The sequence below is a fragment of the Antribacter soli genome (assembly GCF_021568775.1).
In the GTDB taxonomy this organism is placed as follows: domain Bacteria; phylum Actinomycetota; class Actinomycetes; order Actinomycetales; family Cellulomonadaceae; genus Antribacter; species Antribacter soli.
The window spans coordinates 29652-50937 of the sequence record NZ_JAKGSG010000054.1 but is presented as its reverse complement, the minus strand read 5'-3'; the positions used below and the strand labels follow the sequence as shown (position 1 = coordinate 50937).

General features: G+C 70.4%; 21 protein-coding genes. 12 read left to right on the top strand and 9 right to left on the bottom strand.

Features of this window, described 5'->3' with window-relative positions:
- Positions 1-66: 66 nt before the first annotated feature.
- Positions 67-432 carry an ArsR/SmtB family transcription factor gene (locus L1785_RS19360; RefSeq protein WP_236090944.1) on the top strand — a complete coding sequence of 122 codons (366 nt, stop codon included), beginning with the start codon at positions 67-69 and terminating at the stop codon, positions 430-432.
- Positions 433-459: 27 nt separating this feature from the next.
- On the opposite strand, the gene L1785_RS19355 is transcribed toward L1785_RS19360, so the two are convergent.
- On the bottom strand, positions 460-1407 hold the full coding sequence (locus L1785_RS19355; protein WP_236090943.1) for a helix-turn-helix domain-containing protein: 948 nt from the start codon (positions 1405-1407) through the stop codon (positions 460-462).
- A 101-nt stretch (positions 1408-1508) separates the two neighbouring features.
- On the opposite strand from L1785_RS19355, the gene L1785_RS19350 reads away from it, so the two are divergent.
- Positions 1509-2552, top strand: a complete 1044-nt coding sequence (locus L1785_RS19350) for a saccharopine dehydrogenase family protein (protein WP_236090942.1) — start codon at positions 1509-1511, stop codon at positions 2550-2552.
- A 149-nt stretch (positions 2553-2701) separates the two neighbouring features.
- Here the strand turns inward: L1785_RS19350 and L1785_RS19345 are convergent, their stop codons facing one another.
- Positions 2702-3556, bottom strand: coding sequence for an alpha/beta hydrolase (locus L1785_RS19345; RefSeq protein ID WP_236090941.1), 855 nt, complete (start codon positions 3554-3556; stop codon positions 2702-2704).
- An 86-nt stretch (positions 3557-3642) separates the two neighbouring features.
- Between L1785_RS19345 and L1785_RS19340 the strand changes: the two genes are divergently transcribed.
- Positions 3643-4167, top strand: a complete 525-nt coding sequence (locus L1785_RS19340; protein ID WP_236090940.1) for a 2'-5' RNA ligase family protein — start codon at positions 3643-3645, stop codon at positions 4165-4167.
- 24 nt (positions 4168-4191) lie between these two features.
- Here L1785_RS19340 and L1785_RS19335 read toward each other — a convergent pair whose 3' ends face one another.
- Positions 4192-5070 (bottom strand): SDR family NAD(P)-dependent oxidoreductase, encoded by an 879-nt coding sequence (locus tag L1785_RS19335; protein WP_236090960.1) that lies wholly within the window; start codon positions 5068-5070, stop codon positions 4192-4194.
- Positions 5071-5726: 656 nt separating this feature from the next.
- Here L1785_RS19335 and L1785_RS19330 point away from each other — a divergent pair.
- The gene (locus tag L1785_RS19330; protein ID WP_236090939.1) at positions 5727-6653 is read left to right on the top strand and encodes a M23 family metallopeptidase; all 927 of its coding nucleotides are present in this window, start codon (positions 5727-5729) and stop codon (positions 6651-6653) included.
- 251 nt (positions 6654-6904) lie between these two features.
- On the opposite strand, the gene L1785_RS19325 is transcribed toward L1785_RS19330, so the two are convergent.
- Entirely contained in the window at positions 6905-7735 is an 831-nt protein-coding gene (locus L1785_RS19325) for a helix-turn-helix transcriptional regulator (RefSeq protein WP_236090938.1), read from the bottom strand.
- A gap of 73 nt (positions 7736-7808) precedes the next feature.
- Between L1785_RS19325 and L1785_RS19320 the strand changes: the two genes are divergently transcribed.
- The 7 genes from L1785_RS19320 to L1785_RS19290 all read left to right on the top strand — a co-directional run bounded on the left by L1785_RS19320 (position 7809) and on the right by L1785_RS19290 (position 15982).
- Complete coding sequence (locus L1785_RS19320) at positions 7809-8573, top strand: phytanoyl-CoA dioxygenase family protein (protein WP_236090937.1); 765 nt, start codon at positions 7809-7811, stop codon at positions 8571-8573.
- 358 nt (positions 8574-8931) lie between these two features.
- Positions 8932-9990, top strand: coding sequence for a LacI family DNA-binding transcriptional regulator (locus L1785_RS19315; RefSeq protein ID WP_236090936.1), 1059 nt, complete (start codon positions 8932-8934; stop codon positions 9988-9990).
- Between the two features lie 77 nt (positions 9991-10067).
- Positions 10068-11357, top strand: a complete 1290-nt coding sequence (locus L1785_RS19310; RefSeq protein WP_236090935.1) for a sugar ABC transporter substrate-binding protein — start codon at positions 10068-10070, stop codon at positions 11355-11357.
- Positions 11358-11424: 67 nt separating this feature from the next.
- Positions 11425-12387: a carbohydrate ABC transporter permease gene (locus tag L1785_RS19305; protein WP_236090934.1), complete on the top strand. Its 963-nt coding sequence runs from the start codon at positions 11425-11427 to the stop codon at positions 12385-12387.
- Between the two features lie 69 nt (positions 12388-12456).
- Positions 12457-13290, top strand: coding sequence for a carbohydrate ABC transporter permease (locus tag L1785_RS19300; RefSeq protein ID WP_372461888.1), 834 nt, complete (start codon positions 12457-12459; stop codon positions 13288-13290).
- Between the two features lie 3 nt (positions 13291-13293).
- On the top strand, positions 13294-14274 hold the full coding sequence (locus L1785_RS19295) for a glycoside hydrolase family protein (RefSeq protein WP_236090932.1): 981 nt from the start codon (positions 13294-13296) through the stop codon (positions 14272-14274).
- A 271-nt stretch (positions 14275-14545) separates the two neighbouring features.
- A complete protein-coding gene (locus L1785_RS19290) occupies positions 14546-15982 on the top strand; it encodes a ricin-type beta-trefoil lectin domain protein (RefSeq protein WP_236090931.1) in 1437 nt (478 codons plus the stop codon).
- 51 nt (positions 15983-16033) lie between these two features.
- Here L1785_RS19290 and L1785_RS19285 read toward each other — a convergent pair whose 3' ends face one another.
- The 3 genes from L1785_RS19285 to L1785_RS19275 are packed head-to-tail and all read right to left on the bottom strand — an operon-like array spanning position 16034 to position 17633.
- Complete coding sequence (locus L1785_RS19285) at positions 16034-16999, bottom strand: NAD(P)-dependent alcohol dehydrogenase (RefSeq protein ID WP_236090930.1); 966 nt, start codon at positions 16997-16999, stop codon at positions 16034-16036.
- Complete coding sequence (locus tag L1785_RS19280) at positions 16996-17220, bottom strand: helix-turn-helix transcriptional regulator (RefSeq protein WP_236090929.1); 225 nt, start codon at positions 17218-17220, stop codon at positions 16996-16998. Before L1785_RS19280 ends, L1785_RS19285 begins: the two co-directional genes overlap by 4 nt.
- Positions 17214-17633: a hypothetical protein gene (locus tag L1785_RS19275; protein WP_236090928.1), complete on the bottom strand. Its 420-nt coding sequence runs from the start codon at positions 17631-17633 to the stop codon at positions 17214-17216. Before L1785_RS19275 ends, L1785_RS19280 begins: the two co-directional genes overlap by 7 nt.
- A 196-nt stretch (positions 17634-17829) precedes the next feature.
- Between L1785_RS19275 and L1785_RS19270 the strand changes: the two genes are divergently transcribed.
- On the top strand, positions 17830-19140 hold the full coding sequence (locus L1785_RS19270) for an amidohydrolase (RefSeq protein WP_268915487.1): 1311 nt from the start codon (positions 17830-17832) through the stop codon (positions 19138-19140).
- A 183-nt stretch (positions 19141-19323) separates the two neighbouring features.
- On the opposite strand, the gene L1785_RS19265 is transcribed toward L1785_RS19270, so the two are convergent.
- Together L1785_RS19265 and L1785_RS19260 are read right to left on the bottom strand one after the other, a co-directional pair.
- Entirely contained in the window at positions 19324-20187 is an 864-nt protein-coding gene (locus L1785_RS19265) for a universal stress protein (protein ID WP_236090927.1), read from the bottom strand.
- A 178-nt stretch (positions 20188-20365) separates the two neighbouring features.
- Positions 20366-21256, bottom strand: coding sequence for a sigma-70 family RNA polymerase sigma factor (locus tag L1785_RS19260; protein WP_236090926.1), 891 nt, complete (start codon positions 21254-21256; stop codon positions 20366-20368).
- Between the last annotated feature and the right edge of the window lie 30 nt (positions 21257-21286).

The window sequence follows — 21286 nt, the reverse complement described above, 5'->3', positions numbered from 1 at the left end:
GACGTTCTTCGATGTCGCCATGGATGCAACGTATCCATAAACTTCGATCCGTGACAAGATGGGGGCATGTCTACGACGCTCGAGCTCACCCCGGTGACGACGGCCCCCTCCGGCGCATGCTGCGCGCCGCTGGTCCGTGAGGCCGCCGACGCGGAGACCGCCCGTGAGCTCGCGCACCTCTTCAAGGCCCTGGCCGACCCGGCGCGCGTCCAGCTCGTCTCGATCATCGCCGCGCACGACGGCGGCGAGGCCTGCGTCTGCGACCTGACCGCGCCGATCGGGCTCAGCCAGCCGACGGTGAGCCACCACCTCAAGATCCTCGTCGAGGCCGGCATCCTTACCCGCACACAGCGCGGCAAGTGGGCCTACTACGCGCTCATGCCCGGAGCCCTCACCCGCCTCGCCACGTCGCTGACGGACGCGGCGGCCTGACCGGCCGTCACCGCGAGGGCAGCGGTCTCACGCCCGGAACGTCCGGCGGTAGGCATCCGGCGGTACGCCGATCGTGCGGTGGAAGTGGCGCCGGAGCGTCGTCGCCGTGCCCATGCCCGCGGCCGAGGCGATGGTGTCGACGCCGTCGTCGGTGGTCTCCAGCAGCTCCTGCGCGCGGCGGATCCGCTGGGTCAGCAGCCACTGCAGCGGGGTGGTGCCGGTTACCGAGCGGAAGTGGCGGGTCAGGTGGCGCGAGCTCATGTTCGCCTGGCGGGCCAGGTCCTCCACGGTGAGCGGCTGGTCCAGCCGCCGCATCACCCAGGGCAGCAGCTCGGCCAGGGGGTGTCCGTCCTGGGCCGGCACCGGTGTGGTGACGAACTGGGCCTGGCCACCGGCCCGGTGGGGCGGCACGACCAAGCGGCGGGCGACCACGTTGGCGATCGCCGAGCCGTGGTCACGACGGACCAGGTGCAGGCACAGATCCATCGCCGCGGCCTTGCCGGCGGACGTGAGCACGCTGCCGTTGTCGACGTAGAGCACGTCCGGGTCGACCTTCACCCGGGGATAGCGCGCGGCCAGCTGCTCGGTGTGGGCCCAGTGCGTGGTCGCGCCCAGCCCGTCCAGCAGGCCGGCGGCGGCGAGCACGAACGCGCCCGTGCACAGGGAGACCACCCGCGCGCCTGACTCGTGCGCCGCGCGCACCGCCTCGACCAGGTCGGCCGGCGGGTCCTCGTCGACGTCCGCCAGGGCGGGGACGATCACGGTGCCGGCGTCCGCCAGCCGGTCGAGCCCGCAGTCCGGCTCGAGCAGGAACCGGCCGACCCGGACGGCGTGCGAGCCGCACACCCTGACGTCGTACCAGGGGCCTGGCAGGGCGGCCGGGGCGGAGCCGAAGACCTCATGCGCCAGGGCCAGCTCGAAGTGCAGCATCCCGTCGGTAGCGGCGACCGCGACGGAGCGGGCGACAGAGCTCATGTCGCGAATTGTACGGGTCATGTCGTTCCGGACACTGGCCCCCCTGCGGCAGCGGGGACAGGATTTCCAGAGCGGATCACTTCGAGCATGCAGGAGCAGACATGGGATCAGGTCGGAACGTGGCAGTGTTCGGCGCCTACGGGCACACCGGGCGGTTCGTGGTCGCGGAGCTGCGCGAGCGCGGATACGTCCCGCTGCTCCTCGGCCGCGACCAGGACAAGCTGCTGGCGATGGCACAGGGCCAACCGGGGCTCGAGACGCGGCAGGCGTCGGTCGACGATCCGGCCTCGCTCGACCGCGCGCTGAACGGCGCGGCCGCCGTGATCAACTGCGCGGGGCCCTTCGCCACGACCGCCGCCCCGCTGGTCGAGGCGGCGCTGCGCGCCGGCATCCCGTATGTCGACGTGGCGGCCGAGATCGAGGCGAACCTTGACACGTTCGCGCACTTCGCGGAGCCCGCTCGCGCCGCGGGCACCGTGGTGGTCCCGGCGATGGCCTTCTACGGCGGCCTCGGCGACCTGTTGGTCACCACCGCCATGGGCGACTGGACGACGGCGGACGAGGCGCACATCGCCTACGGCCTGAGCAGCTGGCACCCCACTGCCGGAACGCTCGCCGCGGGCGTGGTCTCGGGGCAGCGACGTGGTGGCCGCCGTGTCCGCTACACCGGCGGACAGCTCGAGTACCACGACGACGCTCTGCCGACCCTGGAGTGGCCCTTCCCGGCTCCGCTCGGCCCCGAGACCGTCATCGGAGAGTTCACCATGGCCGACGTCGTCACCGTTCCCAGCCACCTGGCCGTCCCGGAGGTGCGCACCTACATGACCGCCAGGGCGGCTGCGGACATGTCCGCTCCTGACGCCTCGGCACCGACCGTCGTCGACGAACGCGGCCGCTCCGCGCAGACCTTCGTCGTCGACGTCGTCGTCCGTTCCGGCGGCACGGAACGCCGCGTGGTCGCCACCGGTCAGGACATCTACGCCATCAGCGCGCCGCTCGCGGTGGAGGCCGTCGACCGCATCCTCACCGGCCGGACCAGGACCACCGGCGTCGCCTCCGCGGGGGCGGTCTTCGACGCCCCGGACTTCCTCCGCGCGCTGTCCTCACACCTCTCGGTGCAGATGGTGGACCCGGCACGCGCCTGATCCCGCTTCAACATCACTCGAGGCAGCGGGCGGCAGCCAGGTGGCAACCCGCCAGAATCTCAGAATCAGTCAATCAGCAACCTCCCATCGAGCACTACGGTCCTGAGTACGGCCAAGCGGCCAGGCGCCGGTCGACCGCCGGTTCTCCGTCAACGAGCGGTGCGCCAGAGCCAGCGGAGCGCATCGGGCAGCAGCACCCCGGCGTGGTTCGGGCTGTGTCCGCCGTCGCCGAGGACGAGCCGGAAGTCGTAACCGGTCTCGGCCAGGGCAGCGGCGACCCGTAGGTTCTCCGCCAGCCAGTTGTGCTCCGGCTCGTCCCAGCCGGAGTCGCGGTGCCCGGCCTGCAGGAAGATCCGCAACGGCTTGCGCGGTGTGCCGGCCAGAAGAGCGGGGTAGGGGTTGCCGTCGGGCATCTGTGCGAAGCTCGACAAGAAGCACAGGACGCGACGAAACCGGTCCGGGAGGTGCCAGGCGACCGTGAAGGAGCAGTTGCCGCCGCAGCTACCGCCCGCGATGCCCCAGCGGTCGGGGTCGTCGCTCACGGTGTACCGGCGTCGCACCTCCGGGATGACCTCGGTCAGGAGGAACGTCGCATACCGGTCGTCGGCCGCGTCGTACTCCGCGTTGCGGTTCTTGCGCTCGTCGGGGTCGTCGCGGTCCTCGAAGACACCGGGATCGACGAAGACGCCGATGGTTACCGGGATCTCCCCGTGGTGGACCAGGTTGTCCAAGACGATCCCACCCCGGACGTCGCCCTCTGGGTCGAGGTACCACCAACCGTCCTGGAACACCGTCAGCCCCGCGGGCTCGGCCGGGTCGTACGCGGCAGGGACGTGGATCCACACCTTGCGGGAAGTGCCAGGGAAGACGGTGCTGTCGTCCAGACGCAGCTCGATGGTCTCGCCCGCGGGCACGCCGGGACGCGGAGACGAGTCCGGGCCGTAATCGTACTGAACGTCCTCGAGGTCGAGCGGCACGGCTCGGAACGGCACTCGTACGGTCACGGGCCGACGCTAGCGGCCGGCCACAGTGCACGTCGCGGACATTTCTTGCCGTCCCCGCACCGGGTCCCCCGTCCTAGGCTGGAACCGTGGCGCTGGCTGTGTGCCTGCTGTTCGACGGGCCGACCGAGCGGGTCCTGCGACGGCTGTGGCAGCGGCTCGAGGCCGACGGCGTGCCTACGCTCGCCACGCACACGCACCGCCGGCACGTGCCGCATCTGTCCCTGGCGGTGCTGCGTTCCTGGGACCTGGACAAGGTACGCGCCACCGTGGAGGCACTGCCCGACGCCGGCCCGACCACCGTCCGGTTCGACGCCGTCGCGGCGTTCCGGCGCGGCCGGATGAGCCTGGTCCCAGCCGTGACCAGCACGCTCGTGGCGCGCCAGGAGCGGGTCGTCGAGGCGCTCGGCGCGACGGAAGACCAGCTGCACAAGCACTACGTCCCGGGAATCTGGACACCGCACGTGACCGTGGCGACGCGCGTGCGGCTGGAGCAGACGCCACTGGTTCTCGAAGCGGTCTACGAGATCCTGCCGCTGACCGGCACGATGACGCGGGCCGCGCTCGTGGATGCCGGCACCGGCGCCATGTACCCGCTGGCGGTCGTCCCGTGACGGGCGGGCGCGTGGCCGGCGGCGTCAGCGCTCAGGCTCTGGGCCCATGAGCTCGGACAGGCGCGCGCACTCGTCCCACAACCGTTTCCGTGCTTCCGGATCCGAGCCCATGCCGGGCGTCGGCAGTTCCTTGTGGTTGGCCCACAGCTTGCCTGAGACCGCCTCGGCCTCGGGTGAGGTCGCGAGCCAGACCGCGGTGTCGGCGCCCTTCTCTGCGGACCTGCCGAACGTGTTCGTCATCCAGCGGAACGGGCCGCCGACGTCATGGAGAAGGGTCGTGTGCTTGACGAGGCCCGGGTGTACGGCGTTCACAACCACGCCCGTCCCGCGTAGTCGCTCCGCGAGCTCTTGCGTGAAGAGAACGCGGCCGAGCATCGTCGGGGGCGTCGCGCGCAGGAAGCTGTACTTGCCCTTCGCGGTCTGGAGGTCGTCGAAGTCGACCCTGGTGACCGACAAGCCACTCGAGTACTTGGATGCGATGTTCACGATCCGCGAAGTCCTCGACGTGCCGGTCGCGGCGTGCTCGAGAGCGTCCAGGAGCAGGTTCGTGAGCAGGAAGTAGCCCATCACGTTGGTGGCGAACGTGAGCTCGAGCCCATCGGGGGTCACGTGGCGCTCCTTGCGGAACACGCCCGCGGCGTTGACGAGCACGTCGAGCTTGTCGTGGCGGGAGAGAAACTCACGCGCCGCCGAGCGGATCGACGCCTGGACAGAGAGGTCGCACACAAGCGGCTCAAGCATTGCGGCAGGTACAACCGCGCGGATGTCGCGCATCGCGTCTTCCGCTCGCGCCTTTGAGCGCCCGACCACGACAACGGTCGCGCCTTCGCGTGCCAGCGCGGTCGCGACCGCCCCTCCGATGCCACCCGTCGCGCCCGTCACGAGCGCCACTCGTCCATCCATCGAGGGCATTACCAGCGCCTCGCAGAGCCGGTGTCGGCGGCCCGAATCAGCCAGCGGCTTTCATGTTCTTCGTGACCACGTCGATGGTCTGCTGGAGCTGCTCGGTCGGGCTGAACTCGACGACCTCGGTGCCGGCATGGAGCACAGGGGTGTGACCCGGGGGGACGTAGTAGGCATCGCCGGCTCGATGCCTTGGGCATGATTCCTGACCTTTCAGCGGTGAATCCGAGAATGCGCGTTTACCGATCTTAGGTCGACGGCGCGAGCGTTCGCGACTCGACACCCGCGTCGTCGAGCACCCGGTCCGGGTGGCCAAGGGGCAGCCTCACCGCCGTGACGGGAGTCGCCACGGGCATGTTCACCCAGCCCTGCCCGACGGCAACGGCGGCTTCATCCAGCCCACCGGCAAGAAGTACGCCATCAACATGGTCACCGTCGGCACCTGGATCAGGCGGCCTCGTATTCCACCCCCGGCCAGCAGCTTGACCTGTATCAACCGGAATCGACCCCCCTCCCTCACGGTCACAGCAACAGAAAGCAGCTCGTTGCCACCGGCGGCTCAGCACCCATCACTCGACCCGCCGTGACACTGGTGCTCGCCGATTCGGCAGAGCCCCTCACCCGAGATCGCCGCGGAATGTGACCGGGAGGACCCAATGTCCGCATGGCATCGCCCCAATTCCACCGCCGGCAAGATCACGTCGAAGTTCGGACCTCGCCCGCCGATCCCGAACGCACCGGCCGCCTCGCTGAATCACCTCGGCGTCGACCTCCGTGCGGGGACCGTGGGAGTCGACTCCGACGTCTACGCCGCCGCTGACGGAGAGGTCCGGCGCATCTTTCAGACGCAGCTCGGCGCATGGGTTCTGGAGATCGACCATGGTGAGAACACCATGACGCGGTACGTGCACATGCAACGCGCCGGGATCGACCCGGTCGTCGGGGAGCAGGTTGCGGGCGGGCAGCACATCGCGACTGCGAGCAACAGCGGCGCCCCGACCGTGCACCTGCACTTCGAGGTGCTCGTCGACGGTCGCCAGGTCGATCCCGTGCCGTTCCTTCAGGACCGCGGCATCGACCTGACCGTCATCACCGTCAGCAACGGCCCCTCCGGCCCAGGAACCGCCGACATCGCAAGCCTCTTCGGCGCACCAGCGCCCCTCACCCCGGAGAAGGACATGACCCCCCAACAGGACGCCGCACTCGCTGAAGTGTTCACGAACTCCAAGCGGCTCATCCAGATCAACGAGGCGCTCGTCAAGTACATCCTCGATCCAGCCGGCCGCGGCCACCAGGCCGACGACCGGGTGCTCGGCTCGTTGCAGGACCGCAAGTTCAGGAACGCGACTGTTGCCAAGACCCTCGACCAGCTCGACGGGCAGGTGCTCCGCGACGAGATCACCGCAGGGACGGCACGCGCCGTCTCCGAGACATCAGCCGCGTTCCACCAGCTCGTCGCGCTCACCTCGGGCGCAGAAGCAACCGACATCGATCCCGCCGCCCTCGCTGACGCCCTGGTCAAGGCCCTCGGCCCCGACCTCGGTCGGCGCGTCGCCGACGAGTTCGCCACCCGCCTCGGCTGACGCGGGTGGAGTCGCGGCTCCACGGTGTCAGCCACGGAGACCGCTCCTGCCCTGCGCCGGTGTCCCACTTCAGACTGCTCGTGGGTTCATTGGCGCAGCGCAAGAACGTCACTGGGCGTCATGTTGGGCCTGAGGGTGACGATGTCGAGGGATCCGAACGTAGCCGCGATGCCGAGAGCTTCCACCCGGCTCTCGATCCGCGCTGCGTCCCGCTCGCAGCTCTGAGCCCGCCTGCGCCGCCGAACCGCCGCTCAGATCTTCGACCGGGCGCGCCGGTAGTCGCGTGGAGAGACGCCGGCGCGCTCCCGGAACCGCTTCGCGAAGTGGTACTCGTCGGCGAAACCCAGGCTCGCGGCGATGGCCGCGTGGGTCATGTCGGTCATGCGCAGCAGCGCTCGAGCCGCCTCGATGCGCCGGTCGAGGCGGAACGCGGCGGGCGAGGTGCCGACCGCCGCCCGGAACTGCTTGCGGAAGGTCTCGTAGGGCAGGCCCGCGGACGCGGCGACAGCTCGGAGGTCGAGGTCAGCCCGGAGATCGCCGGCCAGCCGATTCTTCGCGTGCCGGATCCCGCGCGTCACCGGCTCCACGTCGTGCCGCTCACCTCGCACGTCGACGAGGAGCGCGGCGAGCTCCAGGAGCTCCCTTCGACGCGCCGTCGTGTCGCCGGGTCGGACACGGTCGGCGAACTCGGCCACACGGTCACGCCACACCTTCAGAGGGGCGACCCGACGAATCGGGTCACGGGCATCGAGCACGCCGTCGACAGCAAGGGCGTCGAACAAGGGGCCGTCGAAGACGAGAAAGATCTCGCTCCAGGTGCCGCCAGGCGGGGGTCCGTACCAGTGCGGGCACCCGGGCGACACGGTGATGACGTCACCGGGCTCGATCGGGCGCGAGCCGATCTCGTCGTCGACATACGCGCCGACACCGGCATGTACGAGGACGAGCGCGTAGCTCTCGAGGACTCGGCGCGGACGGGGAACGAATGCGGGACCGTTCTCGACGAATCCCGTCGTCCGCACCCGCCCGAGCCGCGTCCCGACCTCGTCCTGTGAGCTGATCCGCACCGCACTGCTGCTCATCTGACCATTTTAGACAAGAGCTTCCCATCACAGACCTGCCCACCACGCCGGAGCCCGGCCTAGCGTCGTCCCCATGGAAACCATGACAGACAAGGCATCATCGATCGTCACCGAGTCCCAGGCCCGGCAGTACCGGGAGGAGGGCTGGTTCGTCCTCGAGCAGGTGCTCCCCGAGGAGCAGCTCAAGCTCCTTCGCGGGCTTGCCCAGACCGCCATGAACCGCGCGGACGCCGAGATGGACGCCGCCGAAGTCGACATGTTGGGGCTCAACCATCGCGGACGTCGCTACTTCGTCTCCGGGATGGCCGAGCAGGAGCCGTCGTTGCGCTCGTTCCTCTTCGGAGACCTGATGGCCGACATCTGTCGAGCCACGCTGGGGCCGGACGTGTTCCAGTTCGTCGAGCAGTTCGTGATCAAGGCCGCCGACAAGAACAGCGCGTTCTCCTGGCACCAGGACAGCGGCTTCGTCCACGAGGATCACGAGCCGTATCTCACCTGCTGGATCGCGCTCGACGACGTCACCGAGGCGAACGGCAGCGTGTACCTGCTTCCGTACTCCCGGGCGGGCATCCGGTCGTACGTCAAGCACTTCCACGACGAGGCCACCAACGACAAGGTCGGCTACTTCGGGAACGACCCGGGCACGCCTGTGGTCGTTCCGGCGGGGAGCATCGCCTGCTTCTCGAGTGTCGTCTTCCATCGCAGCGGCCCCAACCTGACCCAGGATCTACGCCGCGTGTACCTGGCGCAGTACTCCTCTGAAGTGATTCGGACCAAGGACGGAACGCAGGCCTGGGAGGGCTTCGAGGAGTTTCTCCGGAACGGGGAACGCGTCTGATCGCCGGTCGAGATCGCCGACGGCGACCGCCGCGGCGTTCGTCGTCGGCGCGCCGCCAAGGTCCCTGAGCCATCGCCCGCGGGCCGAGACGATGGGCCGGCGCCCGCATCGGCAACGGGACGTGGTCGACGGTTGGTGCGGGTAGCGACCAGACCCACCAGACCGCTCCCGGCCCGACGACCGGCCCCGCGTCCCGCGTGGCGCTGGCGCATCCGACCGCCGACGGCGGCGTGCGGAGCAGCGGCGCGGCCACAGCTCCCGCGAAATTGTTGTCAGGAGCGCTTGACGCGCGGCCCGAGCGGGACCATGATCTCCCTGATCAATCGATTTATCACCACACCGCTGTGGGAAGGACGAGATGACCCGCGTTCGGATCTCCGACGTCGCCGCCGCCGCGGGCGTTTCGACGAGCACCGTTTCCCTCGTCCTCAACGACCGGACTTCGCGAATTTCCGGGGAGACGCGTGAACGCGTGCGCGAGGCGGCGGCCGCTGTGGGCTACACCCCCAACTCCATCGCCCGCGGGCTGCGGACGCAGCGGACGCGAACCATCGGCCTCGTCTCGGACGTGATCGCGACGACCCCGTTCGCCGGCCGGATGCTCGCCGGTGCGCAGGACGCGGCGCGGGAGCACGGGCACCTCCTCATCCTCGTGAACACGGGCGCCGACCCGGCCGTGGAGCAGGAGGCGATCCGCGCGCTGGTCGACCACCAGGTCGACGCGATGATCTACGCCACGATGTGGCACCAGGTCGTCGAGACGCCGGAGGGCCTCCCGGACCGGACGGTGTTCCTCGACTGCCGCCCGGCGGACGGGACGCACCCGGCCGTCGTGCCCGACGAGGTCGCCGGGGGCCTGGCCGCGGTGCGAGAGCTCGTCGGCGCGGGACACGAGCGCATCGCCTTCGTCGACATCGCCGAGCCGAACCCGCCCGTCGCGTCCGGACTGCGCCACCAGGCCTATCTGGAGGTGCTCGCCGAGGCGGGCATCACACCGGATCCGGCCTGGCACGTCCACGGCGAGGAGACGACGGCCGCGAGCGGGCGGGTTGCGGCGGAACGCCTGCTCGACCTGCCGCCGCACCGTCGGCCGACGGCGATCTTCTGCTTCAACGACCGCATGGCCGCGGGGGCGTACGTCGCCGTGCACCATCGCGGACTGGACGTCCCGGGGGACGTCTCCATCGTCGGCTACGACGACCAACAGCTCGTTGCGGGGGAGCTGGACCCGCCCCTGACGACCGTCGCCCTGCCCCACTACGAGATGGGGCGGTGGGCGACCGAGGTCGCTCTCGGCGCCCGGGAACCACCCGCGACGCCGGACCAGACCTACCGAATGCCGTGCCCGATCGTTCGTCGGGACTCGGTGAGCTCGCCGCCGGCAGCAGCAGCCAACTCCAGCCGGCGGCGAGCCTGAAACACCCCCACGACCGCCTAGGCGGTCGCAGAAGCGGTGTCCCGACGTGGAGGTCGGGCACCAAGAGAGGAACCACGATGAACCGCAGACCCCTCATGAAGATCGTAGCCATGTCCACGGTCGGTACCGTCGCCCTCACCGCGTGCGGGCAGGCGGGCCGGGGCCCCACCACGTCCGACGACGGACGCGTGCAGCTGACCATGTGGACCCACTCGGCGGGCAACCCCGCCGAGCTGGAGGTCTACGAGCAGATCATCGCCGACTTCAACGCGTCGCAGGACGAGTACGAGGTCGTCGAGGAGTCGTTCCCGCAGGGGGCGTACAACGACGCGATCGTCGCGGCGGCCGCGGCGGGCGACCTGCCGTGCCTGCTCGACATGGACGGCCCGATCGTCCCGAACTGGGCCTGGGCCGAGTACATCCAGCCGCTCGGGCTGCCCACCGAGATCACCGACGCGCTGCTGCCGACCGTCGTCGGCTCCTACCAGGACGAGATCTACAGCGCCGGCTACTGGGACGCCGCACTGTCGGTCTTCGCGCGCAGGTCGGTGCTGGACGCCAACGGCATCCGCATCCCGACGGTCGACGAGCCGTGGACGGTCGACGAGTTCAACGCGGCCCTGGCCACGCTCAAGGACGCCGGCTACGAGACGCCGCTGGACATCGGCGCCGAGGACCAGGGCGAGTGGTGGTCGTACGCGTACTCCCCGATGCTGCAGAGCGCGGGCGGCGACGAGATCGACCGCGACACCTACCTGTCCGCCGAGGGCGCCCTCAACGGGCCGGAGGCGGTGGAGTTCTTCACCTGGTTCCAGGACGCCTTCGCCAAGGGCTGGACGAGCTCCGACGGCACCATCGGCAACGAGGAGTTCAACACCGACAAGGCCGCGCTCGCCTACACCGGGGTCTGGAACGCGATGGACTCCCTGGAGGCGGTCGGTGACGACCTGCTGATCCTGCCCCCGCCGGACTTCGGGACCGGCCCCAAGATCGGCGGCGGCTCGTGGCAGTGGGGCATCTCGTCGACGTGCGAGTCGCCCGAGGGGGCCCGCGCCTACCTCGAGTTCAGCTTCCAGGACGAGTACATCGCGGCCTTCAGCGACAAGCAGGTGGTCATCCCGGCCACGGCCGGCGCCGAGGCGCTGTCCGCGAACTTCGGCCCGGACGGCGCCCTGCGCCCGTTCGTCGAGCTGTCCCAGAAGTTCGCGCTGGCCCGGCCGGAGACCCCGGCGTACCCCGTGATCTCCTCGACCTTCGAGAAGGCGGCCAAGGACATCATGAACGGCGCGGACGTGCAGTCGACGCTCGACGGCGCGGTCCAGGAGATCGACACCAACATCGAGTCGAACGACGGATACGGCTTCTGAGCCGACCGTTCTGAGGGGCGTGGGGCGGCCGTGCGCGGCCGTCCCATGCCCGGACGGAGCCGACACCATGACAACCTCCCTCACGGCGCCCGCCGCACCAGCCAGGCAACAACTGCCCCGCGCCCACACCCGCGCCCGCACCCGCCGCTCGACGGCCGGTCGCCGCGAGCGCCGGACCGGCCTCGCGATGGCGTCCCCGGCGCTGATCCTGCTCCTGCTGTTCCTCGTGATCCCGGTCCTGCTCGCATTCGGGCTGTCGTTCACCAACGCGCGCCTGATCTCCCCGAACCCGCCGCGGTTCGTGGGGCTGGACAACTTCGTGCGCGCCTTCACGGCCGACCCGGTGTTCCTGCGCTCGACGCTCAACACGTTCGTCTTCGCCGCGGTCGTGGTACCCGTCCAGGCAGCGCTCGGCCTCGCGCTTGCCGTGCTCGTGAACCAGAAGGTCCGCGGTGTCACCGCGTTCCGGGTCATCTTCTTCGTCCCGGTCGTCACGTCGATCGTCGTCGTGTCGATCCTCTGGAAGTTCATGTACCAGAGCGACGGGCTGATCAACTCCTTCATCGACACGGTCACGTTCGGCGCCTGGCAGGGCACAGCCTGGCTCAACAACCCCAGCACGGCGCTCGGCGCGATCATCGTCCTGTCGATCTGGCAGGCCGTCGGGTTCCACATGCTCATCTGGCTCTCGGGGCTGCAGACGATCCCCGAGGAGCTGTACGAGGCCGCCCGTATGGACGGCGCCTCACCGTGGCAGCAGTTCACGAACGTCACGTGGCCGGGGCTGCGCTCGACGATGGTCTTCGTCCTGGTGACGATCACGATCGCGGCGCTCGGGCTGTTCGTCCAGGTCGACGTCATGACGCAGGGCGGCCCGGTGAACTCGACGACCACGCTCGTCTACCACGCCGTGCGCAAGGGCTACCGGGAGCAGGAGACGGGCTACGGAGCCACGATCTCGCTGATCTTCTTCGTGATCGTCCTGGTCATCGCCCTGGTCCAGCGCTACCTGACCCGAGACGAGGACTGAGCCATGACAGTCGTGATCCAGAGCGAGCAGCACCTTCGCCGTCACCGGCGGGTCTGGTCCTACGTCACCATGGCGGCGCTCGCCGTGTTCTTCCTGTTCCCGCTGGTCTTCATGTTCGTCTCGAGCCTGAAGCCCGACGCCCAGATCCTCACCGACGTGACGTCGCTGCGGGCCTTCCTGCCGGTCGGCGACATCGGCCTCGACAACTACGCCGGCGTCTTCGACCGCGTCCCGGTCGGTCGCTTCCTGTTCAACTCGGTCCTGGTGACCGTGCTGATCGTCGGGCTCGGGCTGATCGTCAACAGCATGTGCGGGTTCGCCCTGTCGCGCCTCGAGTGGCGGGGGCGCGGGCTCGTGCTGGCGCTCGTCATCGCCACGCTGATCGTGCCCTTCGAGACGATCGCGGTGCCCATGGTCTATTGGGTCTCGAAGCTCCCGACCCTGGTGTGGGAGGGCGGGCTGCTCAAGTACGACTTCGGCTGGCTGAACTCCTACCACGTGCAGATCGTCCCGTTCATCGCGAACGCCTTCTCGATCTTCCTGTTCACCCAGTACTTCTCGACGATCCCGAAATCGCTCGACGAGGCGGCCCGCATCGACGGCGCCGGCTGGTTCACGATCTACCGCAAGATCATCGTGCCGCTGGCCGGGCCGGCGTTCGCGACGGTCGCGATCCTCACGTTCCTGCCCGCGTGGAACCAGTACCTCTGGCCGCTGATGGTGGTCCAGCAGGAGGAGCTGCGCCCGGTGATGGTCGGCATGCAGTACTTCTTCCAGCTCAACACGGCCTGGGGCGAGGTCATGGCGTACACGTCGCTCATCACCCTGCCGGTCCTGGTCGTGTTCCTGTCCTTCCAGCGCGCGTTCGTCAGCAGCGTCGCCGCCAGCGGCGTGAAAGGTTGATACATGTTCACCCTTCCCGACTCCTGGGTGTGGGACTTCTGGTTCGCCGACGACGGCGAGCGGCACCACCTGTTCTTCCTGTACGCGTCCCGCGCCCTGCATGAGCCGGACGCGCGCCACTACCGCGCGTCGATCGGCCACGCCGTCTCCGACGACCTCGTGCACTGGACACGCGTGCCGGACGCCCTCGTGCGCTCCGACGCGCCCGCCTGGGACGACCTGGCGACGTGGACGGGTTCTGTTGTCAGGCACCCCGACGGCACCTGGTTCCTCTTCTACACCGGCGCCACCCTCACGCCCGCCGGAAACGTGCAGCGGATCGGCTACGCGACGTCATCGGACCTGATGGCCTGGCGCAAGGCACCGGAGAACCCGGTGCTGGAGGCGGACGCGCGCTGGTACGAGACGCTCGCCGACGGCCACTGGCACGACGAGGCGTTCCGCGACCCGTGGGTGCTCCCGGACCCGGACGGGGACGGCTGGCACATGCTCGTCACCGCGCGCGGCCGCACCGGTCCGGCGGACGACCGGGGCGTCGTGGGGCACGCCTGGTCGCCCGACCTGCGGACCTGGGAGCTGCGGGCGCCGCTCACCGAGCCCGGGCGGGGCTTCGGCCAGCTCGAGGTCATGCAGGCCGAGGTGGTCGACGGCGTGCCGGTGCTGCTGTTCTCGTGCCTGGCACCGGACATGGCGGCCGGCCGTGCCGTCGGCACGACGGGTGGTGTCTGGGTGGCGCCCGCGGCCTCCGTGCTCGGGCCGTTCGACGTGGCGGCCGCGCAGCAGCTCACGGACTCCAGCCTGTACAGCGGCAAGCTGGTGCGCCGCCGTGACGGGCAATGGGTGCTGCTCGCTTTCCACCACGACGACCCGGACGGCGGTTTCGTCGGCACCATCAGCGATCCGATGCCCGTCACCGTGGCCGGCGGACGGCTGGTCCGCGAACTCGCCCCCACCGACCACAACCGGACATTGCCGGCCCGATGACCGGCCGCTCACACGACACCTGACCTGTGCCGTTGTCGGGATCAACTCCCTGTGTGCTGAACCGCCCCGGGTCTTGTGGAGGCGCTCTCGATCCCTCTGCAGAACTCCGGGCGGTTCAGCAAGACCGCAGTGGCCTGCAGCGCGGCGAAGCGTTCTTGCGCAACCACGGGTCGACGTGCCATGTTTGCGTAAACATCGGCCTCGGGCTGGCACTGGCCACCTCGAGGCCCTCGGACGGCGGCGCAGCGACGCGCCCCCAGATCGGAGTCCCATGACACGAGCAATCCGGACCGGCGCCCTGGCGGCCGTCGGCCTCCTCGCGGCGGCGGTGGCGGTGGTTCCCGGTCCCGCTGCGGGCGTCCCGTCGGTCGGACCGGCCGGCACCGGCGAGTTCCGCGGGGTCAACTGGGCAGACCCGCGCGACAACTACGCGGACGACGAGGTGGTGCCCTCCGGTCTGAGCACGGAGGACGACTACCGCACGACGTACATCAAGTCGACCGACATCCTCCTCGAGCTGCGGCACGAGGTGCGCGCCAACACGGTGCGGCTACCGATCAACACCTCGAGCGTCGGCACCGAGTGGTGGGACTCGTACCAGGGCGCCATCGACGCCGCTACGGACAACGGGTTCAAGGTCATCCTCAGCTACTGGGAGGCGGACAACGCCAAGGACGGCAGGGCCGACGACCCCGCCGCCTTCGACGCGATGTGGGACACGGTCGTGGCGGAGTACGGGCAGAACCCAAAGGTGTACTTCGAGCCCATGAACGAGCCGTTCGGCTACTCCCTCGACTCGTGGGTGGACCTGACCGCGGGCTGGCTCGATGACCACGACGACGTGCCCCGCGGTCGCGTGATCATCTCGGGGACTGGCTACAACGACAACGTCACGGGCGTCGGCGCGGCCGAGGAGCTGAAGGGGACGCTGCTCTCGCTGCACTTCTACGGGTTCTGGGCCAACCACACGACCGAGGACGAGTGGAAGGCAAACCTGCTCCCACGCCTCGGCGAGTACGGCTGGCGCACGATCGTCAGCGAGGCCGGCTCGCCGATGACCACTGGCCTCAACTACGGCAACCACGAGGGGGACGTCTACACCTCGTACCTCGGCGCGCTGACGGAGGTCGCAAGGGAGCAGGGCATCGGGATCGTCTACTGGCCCGGCCTGCGCACGGGCGACGCCTACACGCTGACCGAGGTCGTCGGCGACGGCGACCTCGAGGTCACCAACGCCTCGGGGCTGGCCCAGATCCAGTGGGGCTGGAGACTGCTCAAGAACGAGGTCCTGAACGACCTGCCGCCCGCACCGCCGGGTGCGCCGCTCGTCAGTGTCCACCACAGCAGTGGCGGGTCCGACATCTGCGTCGACGTGCCGGGCTTCTCGACGACGACCGGCACAGGGCTCGGCCTCTGGTACTGCAACGGGGGCGGCAACCAGTCGTTCAACTGGACCGCGGACCGGCAGCTCACGGTCTACGGCGACATGTGCGTCGCGCCGAGCGGCACACTCACGGTCGGTGGCACGCTCGTCATCGCCGACTGCGCGGGCACGCCCGAGCAGCAGTGGGAGCTCAATGCCGACGCGACGATCAGCAGCGTCGCCGATCCGACCCTGTGCTTGGCGACCCCGGCGGACTCCTGGGGGCTCCTGCTCACGAGCTGTGACGCGGCGGCCACGACCCAGCAATGGACGCGCTCTGCGTAGTGGGGCCCGACGCGGGCGGCTGCTCCGGACCTCCGGAGCAGCCGCCCTTGCCTACGGCACGAAAACAGCCTTGCCCGTCGCATGGCCACGGCCCAGCTCGGCGAGGGCGTCGGGCACGTCCTCCAGGCCACCGACCCGCCCGACCGTCGGCACGATCCGGCCGTCGACCACCATCGCGGCGAGGTCGGCGAGGTCTGCGGAACGGGTCACCCCGAAGAAGCCGACCAGGCGCTGCGGCACGAACAACGAGACCGGTCCGCTGGCGATCATCCGCCCCAGCCCAGCGAGCCAGCCCGCCGTGGCGACACCCGAACCCACCAGCACGGCCGTGCCGCCAGGCACGAGGAGCCGCCGGACCTCCCCCAGGGGCCGGTTCCCGGCGGTGTCGATCACGACGTCGTGAACGCCGGCCGAGTCCAACCGCTCGGTCGTGTAGTCGACGAACCGGTCAGCCCCCAGCCCCCGCACCAGTTCCGCCTTTCCGCCGCTCGCCATCCCGGTCACCGACGCGCCGAGCGCCTTGGCGATCTGCACGGCGAAGGACCCGACCCCTCCGCCCGCCCCGATCACCAGGACGCGCAGCCCCGCCGTGACCCGACCGGTGCGCACCGCGATCAGGGCCGTGGACCCGGAGACGGCGAGCGTCGCGGCGGCCTCGGGCGGGACGCCGTCGGGCAGCGCCGCGAGCCTGTCCTCCCGTGCGAGCGCGTGCTCGGCGAACGCACCCGACCCCTGCCCGAACACCCGGTCCCCGACGGCCCACCGCGTCACGCCGGGACCCACCGCGTCGACGACGCCGGCAAGCTCCTGGCCGGACACGCGGCTGCGCGGCCGGGTCAGCCCGAGGCCGAGCCGCGCGATGGGTGGCCGTCCCGTGGTCAGGTGCCAGATCCCGGCGTCGAGCGCGGCGGCCAGCACCCGCACGCGCACCTGCCCCTTCCCGGGCTCGGGCACCTCGACGTCTTCGAGGCGGAGCACCTCGGGCCCGCCGTAGACATCCTGCGTGATGGCTCTCATCGTTCCTCCTGGAGATAACCGAAGACGTCGTCGAGCCGTGCGCCGAAGACGTGTGCAATCTGGAAGGCCAGCTCGAGCGTGGGCGAGTACCGCCCCTGCTCGATAGCGATGACCGTCTGCCGTGTGACGCCGAGCCGGGCCGCCAGCTCTGCCTGGGTGACCGCGCGCTCGGTGCGCAGGTCCTTGATCCGGTTGGTGACGCGGGTCGGCGGCCTCACCATCCGGGCACTCCCCCCCGCCGGAAGCCGATCTGCGCGATCGAGGCGAGCAGCCCTGACGACACGAACGTCAGATACAGGGTGTTGGCGATCCAGAAGCCGTCGACGTCGACCATCGCCAGCACCATCGCCACCAGCGCGCCGGCGACCAGCAGCGAGTTGCCGATCTGCTGCGCCCGGCCGTCGATCTCCCGGTCACGCAAGTCGGGCTTCGCGCCGTCGAACCCGCCGACGGCCAACGTCGCCAGTAACGAGACCACGACCGCCCCGCCGATCGCCCAGGCCACCAGGTCCCAGTAGCCCGTCTCGACGAGCACCTCGTCCCCCGCCCTCACCAGCAGCAGCACCACGTACACCGCCCACCCGGCCGGCGCGACCACCACCTGCACCCAAGCTGCTCGCTCCCGAGGCTCCACGCCCCCACCCCCACCCGCCGAGCCGATGTCAAGAATTCTTGACATCGATACGATGTCGCGCCGCAGCGGACATGTCAAGAATTCCTGACATGCCGGACCAGGATTCACCCGTCGTGGTGCGGCGGCGGCGCCGGGGGCGACCCGGCGGGCAGGACGCCCCGAGCGCATGACGGTTGGCGGTGGCATCGTGAGGCGCATGACCGTCTCCGGGGCGCCTGTCGACGTCGGCGCCGTTCTCGGGTCGCTCGACTCGATCTTGCCTGGCCTCTTCGAGACCTACGTCGACCTCCATGCGCACCCCGAGCTGTCCTTCCAGGAGACCCGCACCGCCGCTCTGGTTGCCGACCAGCTCCGCGCTCTCGGATACTCCGTCCACACGGGCGTCGGCAGGACCGGGGTCGTCGGGGTGCTCGAGGCCGGCGCCGGCCCCTGCGTGCTCCTCAGGGCGGACATGGACGCACTGCCGGTCACCGAGGAGACAGGGCTCTCCTACGCCAGCACCGCGCGGGGCACCACTGCCGACGGCATCGAGTCAGGGCTGATGCACGCGTGCGGTCACGACGTCCACGTCACCGCGCTCCTGGGCGCGGCCGCGCTGCTCGCGCGCAGCAGGCCCGCGTGGTCGGGGACGCTCGTCGTCGTCTTCCAGCCGGCCGAGGAGCTGGGGTCCGGCGCCCAGGCGATGATCGACGAGGGCCTGTACGACCTGGCGCCTCGGCCCGACATCGTTCTGGGGCAGCACGTCGCGCCGTATCCTGCCGGCCTCCTCGGGGTCCACGGCGGACCGGCGTTCGCAGGCACGGACTCCTTTGACATCCGGCTGGTCGGCCGCGGCGGGCACGGGTCGCGGCCCGAGACCACCGTAGACCCCGTCGTCATGGCGGCGTCGACGGTGATGCGCCTGCAGACCATCGTGGCGCGAGAGGTAGCGGCGAACGAGGCGGCGGTGGTCACGGTCGGCGCGCTCCAGGCGGGCACCAAGGACAACATCATTCCGGAGGAGGCGTATCTCGGCGTGAACGTCCGCTCCTTCGACGAGGCGGTGCGTGCCCGGGTCGTGGCAGCCGTGGAGCGGATCGTCCGAGGCGAGGCCTCGGCCGCGGGGGCGCCACAGCCACCGCGGATCAATGTTCTCGCGAGCTTCCCGCCCGTCGTCAACGACCCGGCGGAGACGGAGCGCACCCGTGCCGTGCTCGCCGACCACTTCGGCGCGGAGCGGGTCATCGACCCCGGGCCGGTCTCAGGCAGCGAGGACGTCGGCATCCTCGCGACTGCCGCCAGGGTGCCGATCGTCTACTGGCTGCTCGGCGGGTGGGACCCTGTCGCCTTCCTCGCCGCGGAACGCGCCGGCACCCTGGACCGGGACATCCCGTCCAACCACTCACCGCGGTTCGCGCCCGTGCCGCACCCCACCCTCGAGACCGGCGTCCGGGCGCTGGTGGTCGCGGCCCTGGACCGCCTAGGGTCCCGGGCCGACGAGGGAGCAGCCGCCGCCCGCACAGCCTGACCGGCCGGTCGTGCCTGCCATGGCCGGTACGACGTCGTGCTCGCCGTGCCCGCGTACCGAGTGGGCTGCTGCGGCGACCCCCGTCACGTTGTCCCCTATGGGCCAACTGCTCGAGGTCCCAACCACGGTCGTTGGCGAGCCGTCGGCGCGGGCGCGGTCGATCGCGACCGGGCGGACGGTTCCTCAGCGGTGGTGCTCGGGAATCACGACGACGGCGCACGGGGCCCTACGCAGCATGGCGTCCGGGACGCTCCGCATCAGCTGGCCCAGCATCGCGGGGGGTCGCCCGCCGCCCACGACGACCAGGTCGTCGGGTGTCAGCCCGAGCAGCAGCTCCTCGGCCGGGTCGCCGGTGCGGAGCGTGACCGCGAAGGCGACCTCAGGGCTCTTCTCCGCCCATCGGTTGACCTGATCACCGATGTCGGAGGCGGCGGCCTTCGGCCACGACACGGCGAAGTCGTCGTTGCCGGCAAGCACTGCGGTTGGCGGGACCACGTGCACTACCTCCAGCCGGCAGCCGCGCTGTTGCGCCTCGGCGAACGCCAGCTCGAGCACGGGCTCGTCATCCACGCTCACTCCTGCGACGACCCGCCGGGGGTCGGCGGCACTCGCTCCCGCCGGGACCACCGCTACCGGGCCATGTGCTCCCGCGGCGAGCGTCGAGGGCACGGAGCCGAGCAGCGCCGAGTCCCACAGTCCGAGCCCGCGCCGGCCGACGACCACGAGGTCGCAGTACCGCGACTCCTGCGCGAGAACGTGCGCGGCGGCGCCCTGCGCGATCGTCCTCGCGACGTCCCGGCTCCCGGGTCGGGCGCCGCCCAGGCGGGCAACCGCCCGGTCCACCGCCAGCTGTGCCTCGTCCCGGGCCTCAGCGAGGTGCCGCACCGCCTCCGGCATCACGGTCATGTGCGGCGGGGTGTACGCAGACAGGACGGTCAGCCGTGCGTCGTGCCTGTCGGCGGTCCGCGCAGCCCAGTCGAGTGCCCCCATGCTCTCCTCGGAACCGTCGACCCCGACGACGACACCCCGGTACCAGCCGCTGGTCATCTCTCCTCCCCGGGTCTCTACGACCAGTAGACCGCTCTTGAGCAAACTTCGCCCCTGGCAGCACTTGCGGGGTCGTCAGTCATGTGGCGGTGTCGAGGAGAACATGGCCTCGCCGGCCCGACGTCCGTGGTTCCGCATCCGCCCGGTCGATCCACGGAGGTGGCAATCGTGTGCTCCTTCAGCGCAGCAGCACCGTGTGGATCGCGGCGATCAGCCCGTCGGTGATCTGTAGCCGGATCAGCGCCACGGGGTCGCCGCCCCGCGTGGCGACGACGGCCATCCCGTCGTCCAGGGCCAGCGGAGCCAGGCTCCAGCCGGACTGCGGACCCAGGTACCGCAGCGACCCGGCGGCCACGCGCTCAGCGCCGACGTCGAACCCGACGCGCTCGCCGCCCAGGGTCGCCCACCCCGACACGTCGGGGTGCAGGGTCCGGACCAGCGCGTCCAGGTCTCCCCCGGCGCACGCAGCGATGAAGCGGTCGACGACGTCCTGCAGCTCCGGGTCGGCGGGCGGCGCGTCCGACGTCGGACCAGACTCCCGGATCGCCCGCCGGGCGCGGCTGGCGAGCTGCCGGCACGCGGCCGCAGTCCGGCCCACCATCTCCGCCACGCTGTCGAACGGGATCCCGAACACGTCATGCAGCAGGAACGCCGCGCGCTCCCCGGGTGTCAGCCGCTCGAGCACCACGGACAGCGCGCGCCGGATCTCGTCGTCCAAGGTGACGCGGTCCGCCGGGTCCAGCGCGTCGGCCGCTGCGTCGAAACCCCATGCTGTCGGATCGTGCGGCGCCGAGAGCCGCCCGTGTGCCGAGCCGATCCGGTCCAGCGCGAGCCGCCGCACCACCACGACCAGCCAGCCGCGCAGGTCCCGGATCTCGCCAACCTCCTGCGTCGCGAGGCGCACGAACGCGTCCTGCACCACATCCTCGGCCTCGGCGGGATCGGCCAGGATCCGGTGGGCGACGGCCAGCAAGTAGGCCCGGTCGTCCCGCGAGGCGGCGGCGACGCGTTCGGTTGCGCTGCGCTCGGCCGCGCTGCGTTCGACGCCGCCGCGTTCAGTTTCGCTCATGTGCACAGGACGATCGCGCCCCCTCCCCTG